We start from the raw sequence: 21,731 nt of genomic DNA, 5'->3' as shown, positions 1-21,731 counted from the left end.
TGGGCAATGCCCACCCTACAGTAACGTACTTTATCCCACCAATTCACCGCGATCGCCGGGTAAGGCGGCCCAGACTTCGGCGAAGTCGAGTTCCACTCGGGGACGATCCGCCTTGGAGTCGCCCAGGGGTTCGCAATCCGCCGGTTGGGGAGTGGTCTCTTCCTCGTCGCTGTTGGACTGGGTTTGCGCGAGCAATTCCACGCCGAAGTATTCCTGGAAGAGGGTTTTGGTTTCGGCAAACGCCAGGTACAGGTTGTCGCGATCGCTCTCGCCGCGTTGCCCAAAGTAGGGAAAATGGTGAACGAAGCGCCCAAAAAGGCGATCGCAGTCTTCGGCGTATTTGCTAGTATCAAGGATATGCTGGTGCCAGACGGCATCGATTTCTGGGGTGGGGATGATTTGCCGATTGGGATAGAGGTAAATCAAACCCAAAAACATCAGATACAGGCCGATCGCTTTAATGGTTTGTTCTCGGGTCCATCCGTTTGCCATCAGTTTATAGGCGATCGGGCCGAAATCGAGGTTTTTTGCCCGATTGGCAAACTTTTGCAGTAGGGGACGGGCGGGTTTTTGATGCTTGTTCAGGGACATCATGCAATCTCCTCGCTAAAGAGCTAAACCTGGGAAAAGCGAGTTGGCCAACTGCTGTGTTTTCCACATTTCCAACGTACTGAGGAGAAGCGCTCAGCGGGAACTGACAGCGATCGGGGATTTTTGGCTTTTTCCGTGACAAGTGTTAGTTGACTTTGCTAAACTGGACCGAGCCGGAGGGGGAAAAGTCAGTGTTGCCGGGAAACGGAGCGCCAATCCGCCCCACCCCCTGGAATTCCAGGTGATGCGGTGCGGATCCCGAACCCGCAGCCAATATTGACGCTCGAACCGTTATGGGGTTTATCACTCCACGGGTCGCTTCCATTTGAGAAAGGCTCTGATTTCGCTAATCATTTCGCAGGTCTGGTGTGATGACAAACCACAAGGAAGATTTATTCGACTCTTATGAGGAAAAAGCCTCTGAGTTATGGGACGTGGAACGGCTATTGACTGACTTAGGAGAAGTGAGGGGCAAAGAACTGTCCGAGACGGAACAACTCTATCTCTATTTGCTGCTGGTGGGCTATAGCTCCAAAGAAATAGCTGAGGAAACCCACCGCAGCGCCGGAACGGTGAGAACGGCATTGTCAAGCAATCTGTATCCTGGGCTTAAGGATCTTTTAGACCTAGACATGGAAGCGGATCCGAATGGCAATGGTAAGTCTGGCAACAACGGTCAAAAACTAGAGTGGCATAAGGTAATGCCTGCCTTGATGAAGAAAGGCTACCACCAAGACAAGAACCAGGGTCTCACAGAAGGTGGGGAGAACGTGACGTTGGAAATTGCCAGTGATTTTCAGTGGCGGATTAAGGATAAATTAAAGCAGCGATCGCCGAAAAATCCACCGCATTTGCTCCAGGTGAAAAGTACGGATTACAATCGCATCTATATTGAGGAAATCTCCGAGGTGGCGATCGATGGCGGTTTGCACATTTCGGCGAATTGGAAAGGGCAATTTAGAGAGGATGTGCCCCGGGCATTGCGAGGTCCGTTTAAACTCATCTTTCCTAAAGAGATTTACCAGAAAGGGAACTATTTGAAGTGGGTGGATGTTGATGGGAAATTGCGCTACAGCTTTGACTTGAGCCTCGACGGCGAGGGTAAATTGCAGTTGAGCGTCTCCGATGTGTGGGTGAGCAACTGCTCGGTCCCGCAAGCAAAATTCCTGGAAGGGATTAGCCAAGCGTTTCCCGAGATTCAAAGCCGATTTTCCCAGCCGCTCAAGGCGTTTAATTTATTGGCCAATCTAGATATAGATGTTAATCGAATTTTTCAAATTGTGTGCGAGGATAAATATAGAGCGGCAACTAAATACAGCAGCTTTGATTCCCAGAAGATTGTAAACTTTGAAATTGATGCTACAGAAATGAGAGTAACGGTGCGATCGGGTTTGGTGGATTGACTGGAGCGTAAGGTATAAAAAGCCCCGCACCAAGGGTGTGGTAAACCAACCAAGCCCAAGCCCGCCTGCGCGGGCTATTTTGATTGGCAATTGACCGGACATGATATTAAATCGCACAAGCTTGGGCTTCGGTATCTTCATCGAAGTTAACTAACAAAAGATAATCTGGTTTTTCCATCAGGGCTTTGGCTAATAAATAGCCGGCGATCGTCCAGGTTTGATAGCATCGCGCTTCTCTGCCAATCAACCGACCGTTTTTCCCGTCGTAATATTCGGGCCATTCGTCGTTTTGCAGGCGCTTTTCGGCGATCGCGATCGCTTTTTGTGCCAGATGAGTTCTGCCGGTTTTTTGTGCGACGGCGACTAACAGCCACAGGAGAACCGGCCAACTGCCTCCGTTATGATAAGACCAGGGTGGATTTTTCGGGTCGGAACCGGTGATGATTTTCCATTCTATATCTTCTACGGCGGGAAAGCAAATTTTCATCGGCATTCTTCCCACTAAATCGCCCCACCGCTGTTCGATGAGGTCCATGATGGCTTGCATTTGGCGATCGCTAGCCAAAGACCCCATAACAGACATCAAGTTTCCCAAGGTAAAAAATCGGAAATCCAACTGACCCGGACCGAGATTTCCCGCCAAATACCCGCCTTTATCGGGAATCCATTCCGTGACCCAGTAGGGAATCGACTCGGGATATATATTAAACTTATTCACCGCCACTGCGCCAAATTCATCTCCCTTGAAGCGATGAATTTGATTTAAGCGCTTGATATCGAGCCAATAATATTCGCGAATGTGGAATACAAACCCGCCCAACCGCTTGTTAATGCCGGAAATATAATCACTGCCTTCCGCATCGGGAAGTATCAATTCGCGGGCGGCCCGCAGTCCCGCATAAAATAAGGATTGAATTTCTAAAGGATGCCCGTAAACTCCCATCCGACGGTCAATCATAAATGCACCGTCGGGAACTAACAAAGTGGGAAACATTTCAAAGCGAGGCACCAAACACATTTCTAAAATGTATTTCACCCCTTTTTGAAATTCCGGTTGATGAGCAAGGGCGGTATCGCCGGTCGCTTTCACATAAGCGCGCAGGAGAATTATCCACCACAAACAGGAATCCACGGGGGGAACTCTACCAATCGCGTGATGTCCGAAGTCGGCAATTAAATATTGTTCGGACTCTTTACCCATGACTTTAAAACTGGCGGGCATCAAACCCGGTCCGGGTTCGTAACAGTCCATTTGCTTGTCCCGTTGTTGCAACGCCAGGGTGTGGGCGAGAAAATTGCGGACGATTTCGGTTTTTCCCTGGATTAAAAACAGCAACGCAGAGGGAACAAAATCGCGGATAAAGCATTGATCGTAGTTGAGGGGTGCGATATCCGGATCGCGGGCCGCTACGGTACCCACCGGGTGCCCTTGATAGTAAATAATCGATTGTTCTAGCAGTTTTTGCGCGTCTTGAACTAGGGGAGTTTCGGGTTTCATGGTTTGGGTTGAGATTCCTGGGAGACAAAAGTACGGAAGGTTCGCAGGGGTGCGATCGCCTATCCTAATTTTACCCGTTCTGGAGCCACAGGGCAATTAAGAATTATGAATTGAGGATTGAGAAGGTTCTCGGGTTCCCAGATTCAATGTCTGACTGGGGGTTTGTGGTTGGTTCAGTCTGGGATAACAGTGTCAGTGGCGTGGCGTGGCCCTGGGGGCGGGTGGAGTTGGACGATCGCGGGGGAGGAGAGGGGCACTCACCATTCCAAAGTGACTCAATTCTCAATTTTCAATCTCTGTGCTTCACACCTCTGACAAGTTTTTTAAAGTTTATGTGAAGCGATCGCCAATTTTTCCGATAAACTATATCAAAACTTTAAAGTGCGAGGGGAACAAATCCCAGCCACGGCGATTGATGTACGGGGCGGTTTCCCGGATGCAGTCCACCGGAAAGCGGGGAAAAATCTTTCTATGGAGAGTCAAACGCAAAGGAATTTTTACCTCGGGAGAACATTGACAGTCAGGGCGTTTTGTGCGGGGCGGGAAATGGCTGGGAAATCAGTAGGGGATTTTCGCAGATCCCTTTCTATCGGTTGATGCTGTGGAAAAGGACAATTTCTGGCAATTCCACACAAAGACAGATGCAACGAGTACCCAATCTAGACCACACTGATGTATAAGCCAGGAAGCAGTGCGGGTGGGAAACTCGCCACTGGGCATCGCGCTTAGCGCCGATACCTGTGGTTAATTCCTGAATCCGCCATCATTGAAGGTGGCTGGTTACTTATTTTTTAAACCCACTGCGATCGCAATTTATGCCAAGCTGCGATCGGTGAATAGATTGTCGTTAATTTTAATTTTGAAAGAGGTATTGAAACATGAAAAAACTTCACAAAGCCCTAACAGCCGCTTGCGCCATTTTAGCTGGGGTCGGGATGATTCAATCTCCCGCGATCGCCTTTTCTTTAAATAGCTCAAATCCCCTAAAACTGATGCCGTTGGGGGACTCAAACACCCGGGGTAAAGGAAGCGATCGCGCCGGATATCGGGACGATTTGTGGGAATTGTTTAATGAAAACGACTATGCGGTAGATTTTGTGGGAAGCGAGAGAAGAAATCCGCCCGATGATTGGGATAAACCCTATGCTTTTGACCGCAATCACGAGGGTCATGGCGGATATGCGATCGAAGGGGCGACTTACGAGCCAGATTATCAGCTTCTTCCCAATGTCAGCGACTGGGTAAGTGCTGCGAATCCGGATGCGATCGCTTTCATGGCAGGTACGAATGATTTTATCTTTCAAGAAACCACTGCGGAAGAAACCCGCAATGAAATGGGGAGACTGCTGGATGAAATTTACAATGCTTCGCCGGATACTTCAGTGTTTGTCAGTGCCCTTCCGCCGTTAGAGTATAAGTGGGCGAAGTCAGCGGATGAAGTGGAGGATTTCAATAATCTCATCCCGGAATTGGTAGCACAAAAGCGCGAGGGAGGCAAAAATATTAATTTTGTAGATACTCGGGATTTGTGGAGTAACGACGATTTATCCGATGGCGTTCATTTAACCGAAGAAGGTTATAATAAATTAGCTTTGGCATGGTATGATAGTATGGTGGCGGCGGGCGATTCAAACAGTACCGATACAGAGGCGATCGCGGATGGAAATCATGCCGATGATGGTGCGGTTTCGGTGCCCGAACCTACGGCGACATTCAGTCTATTCGGAGTCGGTCTGTTCGGTATGGGTATGCTCCGCAAACGCAAGCGGGAAGCGTAAAAAGGGGGCGATCGAAATTAGTCTTAGAGAGGCTAATTCCACCTACGCTGAGTCATCCCGTTTTTCATGCAGGAATGATACAGGTGAAATGCAGGCACTGGGAATGCCCTGGGCCTGCTGGCGGTGGTTCTCGATCGCGTTTTAGGAAGTTGGTAGAGGTAGTTATTCAAGCTATTCCTCCGGGGGCGATCGTACATACATTTTTAATCCTTTTCTCGCATCAGTGTTAAACTGAATACCCACCTCTTGTTCGCTTTCGATTTTTACCTCATTTTGCGAAATGTCGTTAATTTTCAGGCTTTCTATCCTAGCCAATTTGCAGTAAGCTAAGTTTTCATTCACCAGAAAAACCTCGTTTCCTAAAGATAAGGTGACTTTTTGAAGGGTGGCGACTGCGGCTCGAGGTTTGTTAAACTATTCTCCAATTGTTCCAATTTCTCTGGCTTTTTTCGTGGTGGTTTGCTGCATTACTACGCGATAGGTGACTAGCTCGGCTAATGCCTCACACAATGCCGTCACAAATTCACCCAGATCTAGGAGTTCTTGAGAACTCAAAATTTGAGACACTTCCGCTCCATGTGCTGCGTCATTGCGATACTGTATCAGTTGCTTGAGTTCGGCTTCTGCAGTGTTCTGACTTCCCCGACTCTTCTCCACAAATTGCTTGATTGTTCGATAATTTTTTACCCATGTCCAAGCATTCGGGATGCCTGCATCGGCGAACATTTTATCTAACACCTCTTTTCGTAAATTTTGCTCGTGGAAGAGAAACGCCTCTGGGATTAGCTGGTAGTCGCGATCGCCGGCCATTCCCTGATATAGCCCGTGCAAGATGTCCTTCATAGAAAGATGTTGAAATCTATTCTTGCGGAGTTCGAGTAACAACCGTCCCACGCCTTCCCGATGCGTGTTTTGCACTCTGTCTTCCAAATTGGAATAATTTGGCACGAGGTTTGGTAAGTCTCTCAACCACTCGGAAATTAAATCTTCAACGAAGCGTTCGTAAATCGCATATAAGCGAATCACCACAGCACAATGGTCGTAAATTCGCCATTGTGTTCTATCTGGGACGCCGTTAAGGAGAGTGCTAAGGTCTTCTTTGTTGTCTTGGACTTGCGCGCTGAAAGTGCTGCTTTTTTTAAATGCGATCGCTCTTAGGGTTTCATTCGTCTGAACAACAGCACGAATCGTGGTAATATTAGCGGTAACAGTGTCGAGAAGCTGTTTGAACATCTTTGTTACTCGCCAATAACCTCAGAGAGCATTTCGTCAAACAGCCGAATTCTCTCCTGAATGTCCCCCTTGGTTTTGCCACTCCCTGTGAGCAGGCGAGATTCTGGCTTTTCAAACAACTCCTTGGTTTTGGCGATCGCTTTTTCCTTCCGACTTAGCAATAACTCCGCCTCGGACAAATGTCGGCTCACCCCCACCATCACGGCATCGTAGTAGTCTTTATAGCGCCGCGTTTTCCAGGTTCCCGATTTTGGATCGAACGGTTTAAATAAATGCTCTCCGTAAATGCCATGCGCCACGTTGATGCTGTTGATAAAAATCTCTTTTAAAACTCGGATATCTTCCTCAGAAAATTTCAAGCTTTTTCTCATGTATGAATCCATAAAATCTCTCAGACCGCCTCGAAAATTTTCCACGTTTCTCAAGGCAAAGAACCGCAGAATTAACTCCACATCTTCCATTTTTTGGTAAGCCTTTTTGGGGGTTTTCAAATTAGGATATTCTCGCGGAAACCCCCAGGCTTCTACAAAGATTGGATAACGCGAGAGTTCTAGCAATAGGGAATTAAACTTGCCGTGATACAAGCAATTTCGCACTTCTTGCTGACTTAAACTCACGCCGCCTGTATTGAGACGCTCGAAGGTTTTCTGCTTGAGAAACAATGCAGCTTCGGGAGTAGGTGCGGACTCGGTGATAATCACAATTGAGGAGATGGAACGGCGATCGATTCCCGCTCGAATTTTTGGGGGAAGGGTCGTATAAGTCAATCCATTCAGTTCGGGCCAAAGTTCCAATCCTGTCAGGGTCAGCTTGTTTTCATAAAACTCTCGAATTGCCGTAATTCGCTGTTGACCATCCATGACCTCATAGGCGTTATAGTCTTTTTCATAAAGAAGAATGGGGGGGACGGGGATATTAATCAAAAACGACTCGATCAGTCGCGATTGCATCGTTTTATCCCATCGCCGTCTTCTTTGAAAAAACGGCTGCAATTCCATATACCCGGGTTTTTTTAAGGATTCGACAAAACTCGGCAGCTTTTCGCGATTGATTTCAGTCAGAATGCGTTGTTCGCCGGATTCGTACTTGCCCTCTACATCTGCAGCGGTGTTGCGATCGCTATCTTTTGCGCGATCGCTATCCCACATTTTTTCCTCAATCGGTGTCAGTGACATGATAAACCTCCTGTTTAACCTAGAGTTTATTCTATCATAATTTTCTCTGCGTTATGCCCCTAAAAAAGCGAGGCGGGGTTGCCACTCCGCCTCGCTAACATCGGGTTATTCTTGTACTTCTAACACAGAAGAAGCCGATCGCCCGAATTCTTCCGGTGCATATTGCAGATGCACTCGCGCGCCGGGCCATTCATAGGTTCCTGGCGTTACCGATCGCACCAAATAGCGCAGATAATACACCCCGGGATTCAAGCGTTCTGCATAAGCAATTACCCGGTCTTTATAAATGGTTTGATAGCCAATTTGCCAGCTATCTTGCTGCGCTTTTACCGCAGAGGTAGCCGTTTCAAATTGAGTATCCACCGCTTCAAAGCCGGCGGGCAAGGGGTCAGCAATGATCGGGCGATTCACCAAGCGATCGCTAATAATTTCCAAGCCAATTTCAAACACCTGACCCGCATTCACCCTTACCGATTTGTCCGGTTTAGCTAATCCCATTGTAGCCAGGAGATTATCCTCACCTACCCGGCGCACTTGGCGTTCCACGCGCAGGCCATTATACCGACCCGGTTGATTTCCGGGCAAGCGATAGCTATAGTCTACCAGATAATGTAACGTCCCCTCGCCGGACTTGGTCAGTACCAAATCGCTGTCCCCTTTGGGCAAGCTATCCATTGCCACGTTAATAAATTGGCTGGGATTGTCATATCCCTGGAACTGCATAGAGTCGAGGGTTTCGCCCGCTAAACTCACCGTAGCCACAAAGTTCGGGGGGGTGGGTTGGGTATTGCTATAGGCCACCAACGCGGATAATGCTTCGGCGTTGGCATAGGTATTTTCCCAAGTGCCATCGCGGCGCAGGTTCAACAACCCTTGCAACAAGCGATCGCGCAATTCAGCGCTGGCATCGCGCGCGATCGCCAGTCGCAGGGTTTGCGCTTGTGCGGTGGTCGGCGAACTCAACCATGCCCATCCTTGGGGCAAATTCACCGTTGCCGATCGCCCAGTTTCCGCCACCGTCTCGAACAACTGTTCCGAGAGCGATCGCGCTTCATCTCGCCACTCGGGGAACTGGTATAAATACCGCGCCAACTTCGTGCGCGCCACCCGATCCAAGTCGGCGCGCTGGGCATATATATCCGCCAGGAACTCGTTGCGCCGATCGCCGAGTTCCGCCAGGGCTATCAGCGCCCCCAAGCGCAGGCGATTTTTACACAAGCTCTCTTGGCAATACTCATACTGTCCCGGATTGGCGAGGATTTTCTGCAAGTATCCGCGCGCGCGAGACACCATCGCCTCATCCAGCGCAATTCCCGCCGCTTTCGCCGTCGCAAGGCTTTCTGCCGCATAGGCACTCACAAACGGATCCGAGCGTTCCATGCCGGGATAATAGGCAAATCCGCCATCGGGTTGCTGCAATTGTGCGAACCGTTCCAGGGCGATCGCCGCTTGTTGCGGGGGGTCGAACTGTGAGAATGCCTGACCGTATTTATTCCCTAACACTTGCAAATTCGACGCGATAGTTAACTGGGACGCAGCCGGTTCCAAAAACGGCAGGGTATCCTCTGCTAGCACTTTGCGCGCCGGGGCGGTAATCTCCGGAATCAAGGTGGAGGCCAAATCGATTTGCAATCCCCCCACATTATGTACCACAGTCTGATTCACATTTAACGGAATACTGACTCGCTCTTCCGTGGTGCCGGTTTCCACCACACTTTCGCTCACCGGAAGCTGCTGCACCGATAGGGGCACTTCAAACGCATCGGCGGCGCGATCGTTCAGTTGGGTGACAACGCGCACCTTGCCTGCGCCGATTTGCGAGGCTTCTATCGGGAAGCGATAGGCGCTGGTTCCCTCACCTGCTTTTGCTTGCAACCGTTGGTTGGTGCTGGAATCTTTGGCAAATTCCAGATTGTTGCTCACAGCGGCTTCAATTTCCAACCGACCTTGGGTGCCGGTGGTATTGGTGACGGCGACGCCACCGGAGAAGCGATCGCCCGGGCGCACGAATTGCGGTAACAAGGGATTGGCCATCAGGGGTTTGGTGGTGACAAAGGTATTCTCACCCTGACCGAAGCGCATATCTTCTGTGGTTGCCACCGCGATCGCCCGCCAGGTGGTTAAATTATCCGGCAGCTTAAAGCTCACTTGGGCGCGTCCGTTGCGATCGGTCACCACCGACCCATTATAATACGCCAAGGGTTTAAACTCGGTGCGAATCCGCGTGCTAGCCGCACCGGCAGAGAATCCGCCGCCATATCCCCATCCTTTATCTAAAGGCGAGGATAAAGGTGCGAGTACCACCTCAAACCGATTATCGCTCCAGCGCGTGGAAATCGGTTGTTGGGCATACACGGTTTTCACCAAGTCCGGGGGACGATACCCAGTGAGTTGCAAGATGGCTTCGTTGACCACCATCACCGTGAATTGTCCGCGCACTGGATTACCGCCACTGTCGGTTACTTGTAGTTCTACGGTTTCCTGGGCCGCCGGTTCCACGCGCGCTTGTGTGGGGGTCACTTGCACTTGCAAGTATTTGTCCTGCAAGCTGGTGCTAAACGGCACAAAGCCAATTTTCACCAAGTCTTCGATATTGCCCGATTCTACGCGGTCTAGGGGTTCGCCGCGACGGACTAACACCGCTTCTACTGCGGCATTTGGCAGCATGTCCTCGGTGACTTTAAATTGAATTTGCGGCGCGCCGCCAGTGACGGTGGTGGTGGTTTGATACAAGGGGCGATCGCGCACTACGGAAAAATACAGTTCCGCCTCGGAATAGGGAGACTGTATCAGCGCCGTGGCAGTTTCCCCCGGTTGATAGGTGTCTTTGTCCAGTTTCACTTCCAGGAAGTTCTCGCGATCGCTGCGCCGTCCCCAACTCACTCCCTGTGTACCCGTCGCCCAGATCTGCACGTCAGTGGCACTGGCTTCGCTTTTCGCATTCACAAAGTTCGCTTGGATGCGATAAGCCCCCGATTCTGGGGCGGTTAGAGTGGCCGTTTGCGGGGTTTTGCCCGATTTTACCGTGGTTTCCGCCACGGTGCTATATTCCACTTGATTGCGCGGCGTGCGACTCCCAGCTACCACCCGGGTGACGCTACTGTAGTCCATTTTTTGCAGTTCCAGGCGCACCCGCTGTCCGGCGATCGCATTCCCCTCCGGGTCGGTGACGATGACTTCCACCGGAAATTCTTCCTCCGCCTCCGCCACATAATTGCTGTTTAACCCGATCGCTTGTTTGCTGGGTAACACCGTGACGCTGGCACTCTCGGCGACGGACAAGTTCGATACATCGGTCACTTCCGCATCCACCCGATAGGTCATCGGATAGGGCAAGTCTCTCTCTACCGTAAACGTGAGAGTATCGGTACCGCTATCGTTGAGTTGGTTCTGATGCTGTAGCACGTCACTGGGAACCGTGGGTGCTTCTGCCGGCCAAAACCACTGTCGCCCGAAGGAAAATTCATCCCACCCCTTGGGAGACAATTCCCGCCGAGTGCGAGTAATATAATATTTCACCTCACCGCCGGAAACCGGGGCACCAAATAAGTAGTCGCTGTCGGTTGTCGCCTGGACTTTTTCGTTACCTAGCACGTAGTCTTTATCCAAGTTTAACTCCACTTGGAAATTCGGCGGATTAAATTCAGCGACCCGAAATTCTCCAGAAATTTCTACTCCATTCTCTCCTTTTGCTCGCAGGGAATAATACCCCAAATCTTGACTTTTGTCAAGGGGCAATTCCAGGGAAAAGGTGCCAAAATCATTCGTCGTTTGAGTGCCGAGATTGGTTTCGTTGCCATCGGGGTCGCGCAGGGTAACAGCATAGGACGCATTTTTATCTTGCACCAAATTGCCCTCATCGAGATAGTAGGCAACCCCAGTAAATTCGGCGGTTTCTCCGGGTTGGTAAAGTTGGCGATCGGAAAAAATCGTCCCGCGCGCCAGGGGTTTTTCCCCTTGCCAATCCGCCTCGATTCCGTAGCCATATGCGCCGCTATATTGCCAGGTGCGGGTAAATGCCCAGTCGCGATTTTCTCGCGCAATTACCAGTAATTCTGGAGCGTTTTCGGCGCTTTGCCGGCAGCGCTGCATCTGCTGCGAATTGAGGGTAAAAACACCCGTAGCATCGGTGGTTCCTTTGACGCAAGCGGTGGGATTTCCCCGGGTTGTGGCATTGGTTTGAGATTGATAAATTTCTACCGGGGTGGAGGCGACGGGAGACCCATCGGAAAGATGATTGACTTTGACGAGTCCTCGGTCGGGAAACCATTGGGCAAATACGCCTAAATTGGTAAGTTGCACGAGTCCATAATAGGTGGGTTCGCGCCATTTTTGCTGATTTTTGTCCCTGTATTGATTGGTTCGCGCTTGAATGCCATAGGCGAGGGTGCCCACAGAACCGGGGAGTTTTTCGCGCAGGGGAACGGCGATTTCTACGGTTTCGTTTAGGGGCATTTCCGATATGGAAAAGCTGTCCCAATTTGTCGGATCGGGCAATAAGTCGGTGCCGTTTCCTCTGGGATATGCGGAGTCGCTATAAACTAAGTCGGTGGGTTGAACCACGCGATAGGCGGCTTTATATTCAGGTTGGGGCAAATTAACGGCGGAAATGTTCAGTTGCAGGTCTTTTCCGCTGGGAAAAATGTTAAAATTCGCCGGGGCCCAAATCTCGGCGGCTACATCTCCGGTTTTGTAGGTTAAAGTGATGGGTTGTTCTAAGGTTTGGCCGAATTTATCTTCCAGACCTTTTTCGATGGTAATGGTGTAAGTGGTGGCGGGTTCTAATGCCCAGGGATTGAGTTCGACGCTGTTGGAATTGTCATAGGCTTTAATCAGTTCGGGTTCTTCTTTGGGGGGCGGATCGATGGTAATATGGTTTCGGGCTGATTCGGCGATGAGACCGTTGGTAAATTTGAGTTGAGCGGCTCCTTTGCGGAAGCGTCCGTATGCTGCGCCTGCATCGGGTTGCCCGAAATATTCTAGTTCTTCAAAAGCAAGGGGTTGGTATGTTTTGACTTCGCTGGTGAAGGGGGTTTGGCTGGCCATGTTTCCCCGCGCGGGACGAATTCCGGGAGAAAATTCCACGGTATAGCTGGTGGCTTTTTCTAAGGGGTGTTGCGGGGTGAGGGTATATTGCCACTGGCGAGTGGCGGGGTTGAATTGTTCCCCCGGCGATCGCATCTGTTCGTCGTCGGCGACGGGTTCTACGTTGACGGAGATGGCGCGATCGCTCTCTTGTGCGATGAGTTTGGCGTGCTGTTTTACGGAACCGAGATCCAATTCCACGTTTGAGGTAACGTTTAACTCGGGTTCGATATCGATGGGTCGCGGTTCGGCATATTCTGAGGGAGGTTTGCTGCTGGGTAAGTTTGTGAGTTTAATGGGTTCGGTGTTGAAGGTCCAGGCGAGGTCTTCGGTGAGTTGATGATTGTTTAAGTCTTCTAATCCGGATTTGACGGTGACTTGAATTCGCGTGGCTTCCGGAAGGGCGCGATCGGCTTGAAATCCCACCATCCGGGGGGTTAAAAAGCGAAACCGCCCGGGAAGTTCGGGTTGGATTTCAAACAAGTCGAGTTTGGCTTGTTGTTCCGGTGAATCTAGACTTTCTAGGGGAATTACCGGGTCTTTAAACCGGATGCGAATTTGTGCTAGGGGTTGTGCTTCTCCCGTGGGCGTTATCTCTTCGATCCAGTTGGGAAGTTCCGGTGTGGGAATTGGCGCAACTGCGGGGAGTTGCTTTACGGTGGTGTCGGGTTGGAATAGGTTACAAGCGGCGATCGCAAATGCGAGGCTCAAGCCGATTGCAAACCATTTCCACATTTTCTGAATTATACGCATGGGTTTCACCATAGGAAATCAAATGGGAAGGGATGTACCCGGTTTTACCCGATAAGGGTGTTAGATCCGATCGCGGGTGTGAAAAGTTCGGTGGTTTGCCTACTCGCGATCGGGTCATCTAGCGGTTGTTTTTTTGCTCTCTACCGAGTTTGCACTCTCCCCTATTAAAGCTTAGAATTGTGCAGATGTGGGAGGAATGTAGGGTTTCTTAATTGTTAAGCGATCGCGAGTATTTCCCCTCCCCCGCGATGCTATCTCTACCCCATCGAAGCGATCGCAGGCATGGCTTTTGCGGGCAATTAATGGGCGCGCGTCGGGGTATTTGTACGGAAAACGTAACACTTTCCCTGGGGCGATCGGCTTGCCCTGTGGGGGGATGGAAAACCTTTCTCCGCCGAATCGAGGGCGGGGACAAGACATCGGTTTGCTGTCTGTCAGAGGTTGCGAATCAGGGAAAATTGGGCGAACCAACCGGGTTTTTCACCCCTGCTGCTGGCAAATCGAGCCAACAAAAAAACCGGCTGGTGGTCAGCCGCAATGGGGGCGGAAAGTGCGCCTCGGACTGAACCATTCATCCGGTTTTTCTGTCAAAGTAGGATGAGGCGAGGGTGGAACCCCCACCTCGGGTTATTTGCTTTGATTGAAGTAGCTGCGGAAAACCTGGAGGGCGATCGGTGCTGCCGCCATACCGCCATACCCGCCATTTTCCACCACCACAGCGATCGCGATTTCGGGATCCTTGGCAGGACCAAATGCCACATACAGGGCATGAGACGGCTGCCCGATCACCTCAGAGGTACCCGTTTTCCCCCCCGTAAGCGGAATCGAACCATCGTTCAACAACCGGGCCGTGCCTTTTTGCACCACCGCCACCAATCCATCGCGAATTGTGGCCACGGTTTCCGGTTTCATCCCCGTGGGGACGGGTTTGGTTTTCGGGGTATCGGTCAACTCTGCCAGCAGGTGGGGCTTGACGCGATACCCGCCATTGGCGATACTCGCCACCATCACCGCCAATTCGAGCGGAGTACACAGCACCAACCCCTGACCGATCCCCATCGTCACGCTATCCCCGGCGTACCAGGGTTCGTTATAGAGTCGCAGTTTCTCTTCTGGGGTGGGGATGGAACCGTGCATCCCGCCATCGAGTCCCAATAAATCTAAGCTGGTGGATTCGCCAATGCCCATGTTATGCCCCCACTTGGCAATTTCTTCCGGTCCGGCTTCCATGCCAATTTGATAGAAGAAGGTGTTGCTACTGTAGGCAAGGGCATCGCGATATCCAATATATCCATATCCGCCGCTATGTTCGTGAAAGGCAATTCCGCCCACCACAATATAGGAGGAGGTGCCTAGGTAGATGCCGGGGGGAAATTTACCCGACTCCATCCCCGCCGCGGCGGTGACGATTTTGAAGGTGCTCCCGGGGGGGTAGCCTTGCAAGGCGCGATTGAGAAACGGATTTTCTAATGCCTGCAAGCGTTCCCATTCTTCATCGTCTACCCGGCGGGTGAAGATGTTGGGATCGAAGCTCGGACCGCTGGCAAGGGCAACCACCCCGCCGGTGTTGACATCCAGAACCACCACCGCACCCCGACGTCCCCCCAGAGCGTTTTCGGCGGCTTTCTGCACTTCCAGGTCGAGGGTCAGTGGCATGGAGTCTCCCGCGATGGGCGATCGCACCCCTAACTCGCGCAGTTCGTCTCCGTTGGAATTGACCTCCACCAACCGATTTCCCCAGACCCCGGTCAGCGCTTTGTTGGCGCTGTTTTCGATCCCCATCTTGCCGATGATGATTCCCATCGGATATTCTGGATGTTCCATCAGATCCTCGCGGGTGGCTTCCCCGATGTATCCGACGATGTGGGATCCATAGCCGTCCGTGGGATAATATCGGCTCGATTCGGCTCGAACTTCGATGCCCTGCAGATCCGCCAGTTGCTCCGCTAAAGCCACAAACGCTTTCTGGTCTAGATTTTGGGCGATCCGCACTGGCATCCCGGAGGTATAGCCGGCTTCTTGGATTTTGGCGACGACCTCCTCGGGCGGAATATCGAGGATCTGACTCAAGCGCTCAGCGCTCTTTTTCCACTCCTCGGGTTTTTGCTCGCGCGGCCACAAATACACCGACCTTGCTAGATGATTGGCCGCTAATAATCTCCCATCACGGTCTACAATATTGCCCCGTGCTGCCGGAATCGGCACCTGACGAATCCGATTTTCTTCGGCGCGTTGCCGATGATACTCTCCCTCCATCAGTTGCAGTTGAGCGAGACGCGCTACGCATACGCTCATCAAACCGGTGATCGTCAGCATTAAGACCACCGATCGTTGCAGTCGCACTCGGTTTTTTTTCCCCGCGCTGACTCCGGAAAAAAATGAATGTCCGCTAACCATGTTCACCCATGCCGAAGGACTTTACACATGTTCTCTCCCTGTTGGGGCTGTTAAACCCACGGATTAACTTTGTTATTTGTGCTACATTGCTCTGTTCGGTGAATTGGATCCGGACAAGGGTCGGAAAACATGACTCAACCGGACAGAGAATGTTGGCGCACAACAGATTTACTGGTTCTTATTCTTTTGAGGAAAAATTTATCACAGTTGTTTCCCCATTTTTGCGCTGCTGAGTTGAATTCAATCAAAAAATTTTTTCGGCTGCACCCGCGATCGCCGAGAGACTTGGTTTTGGGAAATTCCCTCTTGCCGCAAATCCCTTGCCTCGGCTTCGATCCCCACGGTTTTGCTCTCGGTCTCATCCCAGCAGATAACCTTATGCACCCTATCGATGCAGGTTATGCGATTCCCCCTCGCGGGTTGTCCACCCCTGCCAACCCCCCTACATTCGCCGATCGCTGCTTTTGACCTGGATTTTCACCCAGGAATCCCTCCGATGGGAACTCGCCAGTGGGACTTTCAAAGGCCCGGTTTTTCCACCCGCCGCAGTTCGCGTAAAATTAACGGGTCAAAATTTGGCCGATCGCTTCCACATCTGGGTTTGCCCTCCCACAAGGGCGATCGCTCCTGATTAACATACCACCCTCAATTGTCTTTATTTTTTATGGGGTTTTAAATTTCCCTGGTATATTACCATACTCCTTTTTTTTCGACAACCCGCATTTTTACGGAAGCCCCACCGGCGATCGGTTGCTATACTCTTCTGTTTGTGCTACTTAAGCCTTGCGGTGCTTCCCTCAAAAGCGGCAAAAACCTGCATCGCGGCGTTCACTCGTTCCCGGCTCATGCGGGTAACGCCCCATCCCGAGGATCCGCCTCCCCACAGTCACGCAACACCAGCAAGTTCCGGTTATATACCATTTCTTTCTTCTTTTGTCAACCCCGAATTTTAAGTTTCGGTTGCCAAAATCCTCGGCTTTCGTCAATTTCTAGGGACACCGCACTGCTTTGTCTCGCCGCAATTCATATTAGAAAAAGCCAGATGAGATTTGCACCTCTTCCCCATTCATCCACCGCGTTTCTCCTCATATGCACTCAGATCTAGAGCCGGCAAGGCGGGCGATTGAAATCCCGCCGTGGCAATCAAGGGTGAGTCTCAGGGCACTCCACCCAGGCTATCATAACTCTACCCTGCACTCAGCCGCCTTTCGGGGGTCTACGGGCATAGCAATCCTTACGCCTAGGCACACCAATACCATTTTTCATGCATTCGGGTTAGAGATGATTCCCCGATCCCCTCTTCTAGAAACCTCGATCGCAACAGGTCTCTGAGGAACTCACGCGCAGTATCCAAATTCTAATCCCGTTTTTCATGTATTCGGGTTAGAGATGACTCACCCATCCCCGGATTGTAGAGATGCGATAAGCGCGCGTTTTTAAGGGAATCCCACTTCAACCGCCTTTAACCTCCTTATCGAAAAATGGTATAACCTCTCGCTCTGATTATTTTTGAAAAAGGCGATCGAGGCACTGGTTATTTGTGAGGTGAGCCAACGGCGATCGCGGGCTTTTTCCTCGAGGGCGATGCCTCCGAGGAGTCCGTTTCATCTGATGTGAATCGGTACGGGTGATGGTAAAGTTAGGAGGGCAATGGGTTTCCCCTGGGGGGATTATTCAGCCGTTATTTTAATCGCTTACAGCGCATCGGTCCAGTTTTCGATCGCGTTAGAGGTTTCCCGCATTTTGGGGTCGATTTCATCGGGTTGTGCGGTGTCGGATGCGCGCCCAATGCCATCGCTTTCGGGTTGATTTAAGTTGAGTGCTTTAGCGGCGATCGCCTGCAATTCTTCCCCGATATCCAAGGCGTCGATCGTTTCTCCGAGTGCTTGGATAAATTCCATCGCTATGTCAAACTGTCCGGCGCGATCGAACCATTCGATTCCGGCTTTAAAATATGCTTTGGCTTGTTCCCAGTCGTTCTGTTGTAAGGGGGGTTGGCTCTGCGCTTTTTCGCGATAGCATACGCCAAGATGGAAGCAGACCACTCCCGGTAATGTATCGGGATGTAACCCGGAGGATTTTCGATTCCAAATTGAGGGAGTTTGGGGCAGGGAAAAGCGCTCGGACGCGAGCTTTTTTTGGCTTTCGGGCTGCTCTCGCTCTTGGCAGTGGCTAATTTCTTGAAAGCCTTTTAAACTGTTTTGATAGTGGGTTAAAGCATTCTCAACCGCGTCACAGGCTCTTTCGTATTGTCCGAGAATAAACTCCCAACTGGCATGCAATTCCGGCGGCAGTTTTATGCCGCGATCGCCTAAATCTCGTTTCGCCGCATGAAGTTCCCATCGCTTTGGCGCATCTAGAAACAATCCCATCCCCTGCGGCGATCGAAACAGCGCCCCGGGCGGTTCTTCCAGCAGGTGAGCAAAGATGGACTCGGTGGTTTCTTTGACAAACTCAATTAACTCATCGGTGGCGATCGCAAACTTAATCGAAGGACCAGCCCAATTTTTGAAATCCGGTGCGAAGCGCGTCAGCTTTTGCAGGACTTCATCGGTACTCCACAATACCAATGGAAATGGCAAATTGCCAAAGCGATCGCGCACTTGGTTCGTTTGCTTGAGCATCTCTTCCAATTCCCTTACCGATTCTAAACCCAACACCATGAACGCGGTGGGGTCTTCCGGCGTCTGCGCCTCTTGCAACATCGGTAGCAGTTGGGTTTCCTCCGCACTAACCCGAATTTCTTTCAGCTTCATCGGCGATTGTTCTCGCACCTGAGGCAAAATTTGCGCGCGCAAGTGTTGATAGTTGCACCGCACCAGAATCAGTGCAAAATTCCCCTGAGATAGCTGCATCGCCCGACTCAATTTCCGCAGCGATCGCTCGTTATAGTCTTCTAAGTTTTCTCGTTTTTCAACATTCACAATTTACGGTTGCACGCTGCTTGCCAATGTCAAACCGGGCCGCCTCTCCCTTGTCCGAACCGAATCCAATTTTTAGGGATGGGCGAACCCGATTTCTACGCGGTTATACTGGGCGAACCTTTCCCCGGCGAACCCTCGTTTCTTCATCCTTCCACAATAACATCCGGTGGCAAAATAATTGTCTTCTTTACCAAATCTTCATAAACTGAAGTGCTGTAATTTCTGAGGATTCCCCCCTTCCCTCAACCTTGGCGGGCAAAAAGCATTCCCCAGTTTGTTAACTCTTCATTGCGTGAATGGGTCTCTTTCCCGAGGACCGATAACATAGCCCACTCTTTGCTCGTTCAAACCAAATTTTTTTATTGTACCACTTGCCCTCGGGGCAAAAGCCTCCCTTTTCAGGTTGGAGTATCGCGCAGCGGATCCCTCTCATCTTCGCCGAGGTTGGGATTAAACTTGAGTCGGTTCGCGATCGGAAATGCGATCGAGATAGGCGGCAATTTCCAAGGGAATCTCCAACCCTTTCCTGGATTTTCGCGTAATCGCGTTTTCGATGGAATACACTTCAATCGCTGTACTCTTTCCTTTCGGGCTGTAGCTATCCACTTTGATAAAATCCCACGGCATTTGCGTGCTATTTTTCACGGCTTCTGAAAACAGGAGCGATCGCGATAAGCTGCGGGTGAGGGCTTCTAACCGAGAGGCAACATTCACTGCATCTCCCAAAATCGTATAGTCTTTTTTCACGCTAGAGCCGATATTGCCTTCAATCACCTGACCTTTAGCCAACCCGATCCCGCTGTAGAGGGCGCGCAAGGGGCTATTTTCCGGGGCACAATTGCGTAAAATTTCCAATTCGTTGAGGATTTCTAGACTCGCTTGCAGAGCTTCATCGCCGCGATCGCCATCAAAATAGGCCATCACGCAATCCCCGATAAATTTTGTCACTTCGCCGCCTTTTTGGGTAATAATCTTCGTGCAAATGGTAAAATAATGATTCACCAGAGAAATGACCTCTTCAGCAGATAGTTTTTCGGCAAAGGTGGAAAAGGAGACAATATCCCCAAATAAAATTATTTTCTCTACATTAATCGGACGAACCGCAAGGGGATCGATTCCCTGTTGAACAATTTTAAAAATAGTCGGCTGGGTATATTTCTCTAAAATCCGATGAGAGTTAGTAACGGTTTGCAGTAACGTTTTTATCGGCTGTATCAAAACCTCGTGGTTTTCATCTAAATTAATCGTTTCCATCGACCATTTCGGAAACATGCGCTCACGAACATCGGTTTCCATTTTCAAGCATAAAATATCCGTATGCCGAGGGTCGGCGAGTATTTTATCATAAAGTCGGTCGATTTTGGACTCTTCTCCTTCCAGGATTTGAAAAAATATCCCGCTGAGACAAAGCAAAACTCCAGTAATCCCATCTCTTTGATTGTTGCGACTCGATACTCTGCCGATTTCTTCAATATCTGCAGAGGAAAGATTGCGCTCGAATTTACTAATGTAAGTCAGTCTTTTCATAGCATGTTTCAGGATGCAAGGGTACCATCGTTGGGAAATAGCGTTTGCATGAAAAAATGAACCTCTACCTCCATGAGCAACAGATGCACTGCACTGACTCGCAACAACCCCTGGAGGCAAACTCAATAGAGGAAGATTCGTCAGCGTTCAGCGGGTGTAAGTCCCCTACCAGTCACCGCCCTTGCTGGAAATTGTGCCATGAGATAGAAGTCGGTGGCACTCGCCAGATGCCCCCTTCTAATCGTATTCTGGAAAGATATAGAACAACTTAACAACTGGAATGCTCTCGATTACAGGTAAAACGAAACTACTCGGGGTAATGGGCGATCCGGTAGAACATTCCCTCTCGCCGGTGATGCACAATGCGGCGATCGCGCAACTGGGAGTGGATTATCTCTACGTGCCTTTTCCCGTAGTACCAGCAGAATTAAACAGGGCCGTTTCCGGTTTGGCTGCGATTGGGGTGCGCGGCTTTAACCTTACCATTCCCCACAAGCAAGCCATTATCCCCATGTTGGCGGAAATCTCCCCGGTGGCGCAAGCGGTGGGGGCTGTGAATACGGTATGGCCCACGGAAAGCGGCTGGGCTGGCACCAATACCGATGTGGAGGGGTTTCTCGCGCCCCTCAAGGAATTGACCCAACCCTGGAGCGAAACAGTAGCGGTGGTGTTAGGCGCAGGTGGCGCAGGGCGGGCAGTGGTTGCCGGTTGTGCCACCCTGGGCTGCGATCGCATCTGCGTGGTGGGGCGCAACTGGGAAAAGTTACAGGCATTTGAGCGCAGTTGGCAGAATTCTCCCTTGCCCGCGAAGCTAGAGATTCATCCTTGGGAACAATTGCCCCTGCTGATTCCCGAGGCGGGATTGCTCGTCAATGCTACCCCAGTGGGCATGTCTCCCCATGCACAGCGATCGCCCCTCAGTGCCACCGCAATGGCGAAACTTCCCCCCAATTCAATTGTCTATGACTTGATTTACACCCCCAACCCCACCCAACTGTTGCGCCAAGCCACGGATCTCGGGCTAATCGCCATCGATGGGTTAGAAATGCTGGTTCAGCAGGGTGCCGCCGCTTTGCAACTGTGGCTGTCACGGGAGGTGCCGGTGGAGGTGATGCGCCAGTCTCTGCGTCACCATTTGGGCTTATAGCGGCAGGCAAAATCCCAGGCGGGGGGAGTTAGTGACCCACCCACAAGGAGCGATCGCCACTCCCCCTTTCCCCTGACGCCTCTCTCCTGACGCCTCGAAGCGCGATCGACAACGCTGCAATTCACGATAAGCTTTTGTTGACAATCCTGCGAGTTTTCCAGAGGTGTTTTCATGCTCAACTTGATGATGCACAACTTGATGGCAAGTAGCAAAGGCTTGC

Annotated in this window: 14 protein-coding genes; 3 read left to right on the top strand and 11 right to left on the bottom strand. The window is 50.9% G+C overall.

Features of this window, described 5'->3' with window-relative positions; all coding sequences use genetic code 11:
- Positions 1–30: 30 nt before the first annotated feature.
- Positions 31–594 (bottom strand): glycine-rich domain-containing protein, encoded by a 564-nt coding sequence (locus tag LKK83_RS21335; RefSeq protein ID WP_324633351.1) that lies wholly within the window; start codon positions 592–594, stop codon positions 31–33.
- Between the two features lie 368 nt (positions 595–962).
- On the opposite strand from LKK83_RS21335, the gene LKK83_RS21330 reads away from it, so the two are divergent.
- The gene (locus LKK83_RS21330) at positions 963–1,994 is read left to right on the top strand and encodes a hypothetical protein (RefSeq protein ID WP_324633350.1); all 1,032 of its coding nucleotides are present in this window, start codon (positions 963–965) and stop codon (positions 1,992–1,994) included.
- A gap of 106 nt (positions 1,995–2,100) precedes the next feature.
- Here the strand turns inward: LKK83_RS21330 and LKK83_RS21325 are convergent, their stop codons facing one another.
- Positions 2,101–3,492, bottom strand: coding sequence for a glycoside hydrolase 100 family protein (locus LKK83_RS21325; RefSeq protein WP_324633349.1), 1,392 nt, complete (start codon positions 3,490–3,492; stop codon positions 2,101–2,103).
- Between the two features lie 878 nt (positions 3,493–4,370).
- On the opposite strand from LKK83_RS21325, the gene LKK83_RS21320 reads away from it, so the two are divergent.
- On the top strand, positions 4,371–5,270 hold the full coding sequence (locus LKK83_RS21320) for an SGNH/GDSL hydrolase family protein (RefSeq protein WP_324633348.1): 900 nt from the start codon (positions 4,371–4,373) through the stop codon (positions 5,268–5,270).
- Positions 5,271–5,441: 171 nt separating this feature from the next.
- Here LKK83_RS21320 and LKK83_RS21315 read toward each other — a convergent pair whose 3' ends face one another.
- The 8 genes from LKK83_RS21315 to LKK83_RS21280 form a co-directional block, all read right to left on the bottom strand.
- Complete coding sequence (locus LKK83_RS21315) at positions 5,442–5,612, bottom strand: hypothetical protein (protein ID WP_324633347.1); 171 nt, start codon at positions 5,610–5,612, stop codon at positions 5,442–5,444.
- Positions 5,613–5,684: 72 nt separating this feature from the next.
- Positions 5,685–6,503: an MAE_28990/MAE_18760 family HEPN-like nuclease gene (locus tag LKK83_RS21310; protein ID WP_324633346.1), complete on the bottom strand. Its 819-nt coding sequence runs from the start codon at positions 6,501–6,503 to the stop codon at positions 5,685–5,687.
- A gap of 5 nt (positions 6,504–6,508) precedes the next feature.
- Positions 6,509–7,678, bottom strand: a complete 1,170-nt coding sequence (locus tag LKK83_RS21305) for a DUF262 domain-containing protein (RefSeq protein ID WP_324633345.1) — start codon at positions 7,676–7,678, stop codon at positions 6,509–6,511.
- Between the two features lie 105 nt (positions 7,679–7,783).
- Positions 7,784–13,516 (bottom strand): alpha-2-macroglobulin family protein, encoded by a 5,733-nt coding sequence (locus tag LKK83_RS21300; protein WP_324633344.1) that lies wholly within the window; start codon positions 13,514–13,516, stop codon positions 7,784–7,786.
- 171 nt (positions 13,517–13,687) lie between these two features.
- The gene (locus LKK83_RS21295; protein ID WP_324633343.1) at positions 13,688–13,936 is read right to left on the bottom strand and encodes a hypothetical protein; all 249 of its coding nucleotides are present in this window, start codon (positions 13,934–13,936) and stop codon (positions 13,688–13,690) included.
- A 207-nt stretch (positions 13,937–14,143) separates the two neighbouring features.
- On the bottom strand, positions 14,144–15,913 hold the full coding sequence (gene mrdA / locus LKK83_RS21290; RefSeq protein WP_324633342.1) for a penicillin-binding protein 2: 1,770 nt from the start codon (positions 15,911–15,913) through the stop codon (positions 14,144–14,146).
- 1,694 nt (positions 15,914–17,607) lie between these two features.
- On the bottom strand, positions 17,608–18,837 hold the full coding sequence (locus LKK83_RS21285) for a hypothetical protein (protein WP_324633341.1): 1,230 nt from the start codon (positions 18,835–18,837) through the stop codon (positions 17,608–17,610).
- 450 nt (positions 18,838–19,287) lie between these two features.
- Entirely contained in the window at positions 19,288–20,364 is a 1,077-nt protein-coding gene (locus LKK83_RS21280; RefSeq protein ID WP_324633340.1) for a BLUF domain-containing protein, read from the bottom strand.
- A 280-nt stretch (positions 20,365–20,644) separates the two neighbouring features.
- Here LKK83_RS21280 and LKK83_RS21275 point away from each other — a divergent pair, with 280 nt between their 5' ends.
- Positions 20,645–21,511, top strand: coding sequence for a shikimate dehydrogenase (locus tag LKK83_RS21275; RefSeq protein ID WP_324633339.1), 867 nt, complete (start codon positions 20,645–20,647; stop codon positions 21,509–21,511).
- On the opposite strand, the gene LKK83_RS21270 is transcribed toward LKK83_RS21275, so the two are convergent.
- Complete coding sequence (locus tag LKK83_RS21270; RefSeq protein WP_324633338.1) at positions 21,506–21,655, bottom strand: hypothetical protein; 150 nt, start codon at positions 21,653–21,655, stop codon at positions 21,506–21,508. The genes LKK83_RS21275 and LKK83_RS21270 overlap by 6 nt on opposite strands.
- Positions 21,656–21,731 lie beyond the last annotated feature (76 nt).

This window comes from Phormidium sp. CCY1219, assembly GCF_035615515.1.
Taxonomy (GTDB): domain Bacteria; phylum Cyanobacteriota; class Cyanobacteriia; order Cyanobacteriales; family Laspinemataceae; genus CCY1219.
The sequence above is the reverse complement of the archived record's forward strand: the minus strand, read 5'-3'. Positions and strand labels throughout refer to the sequence as shown.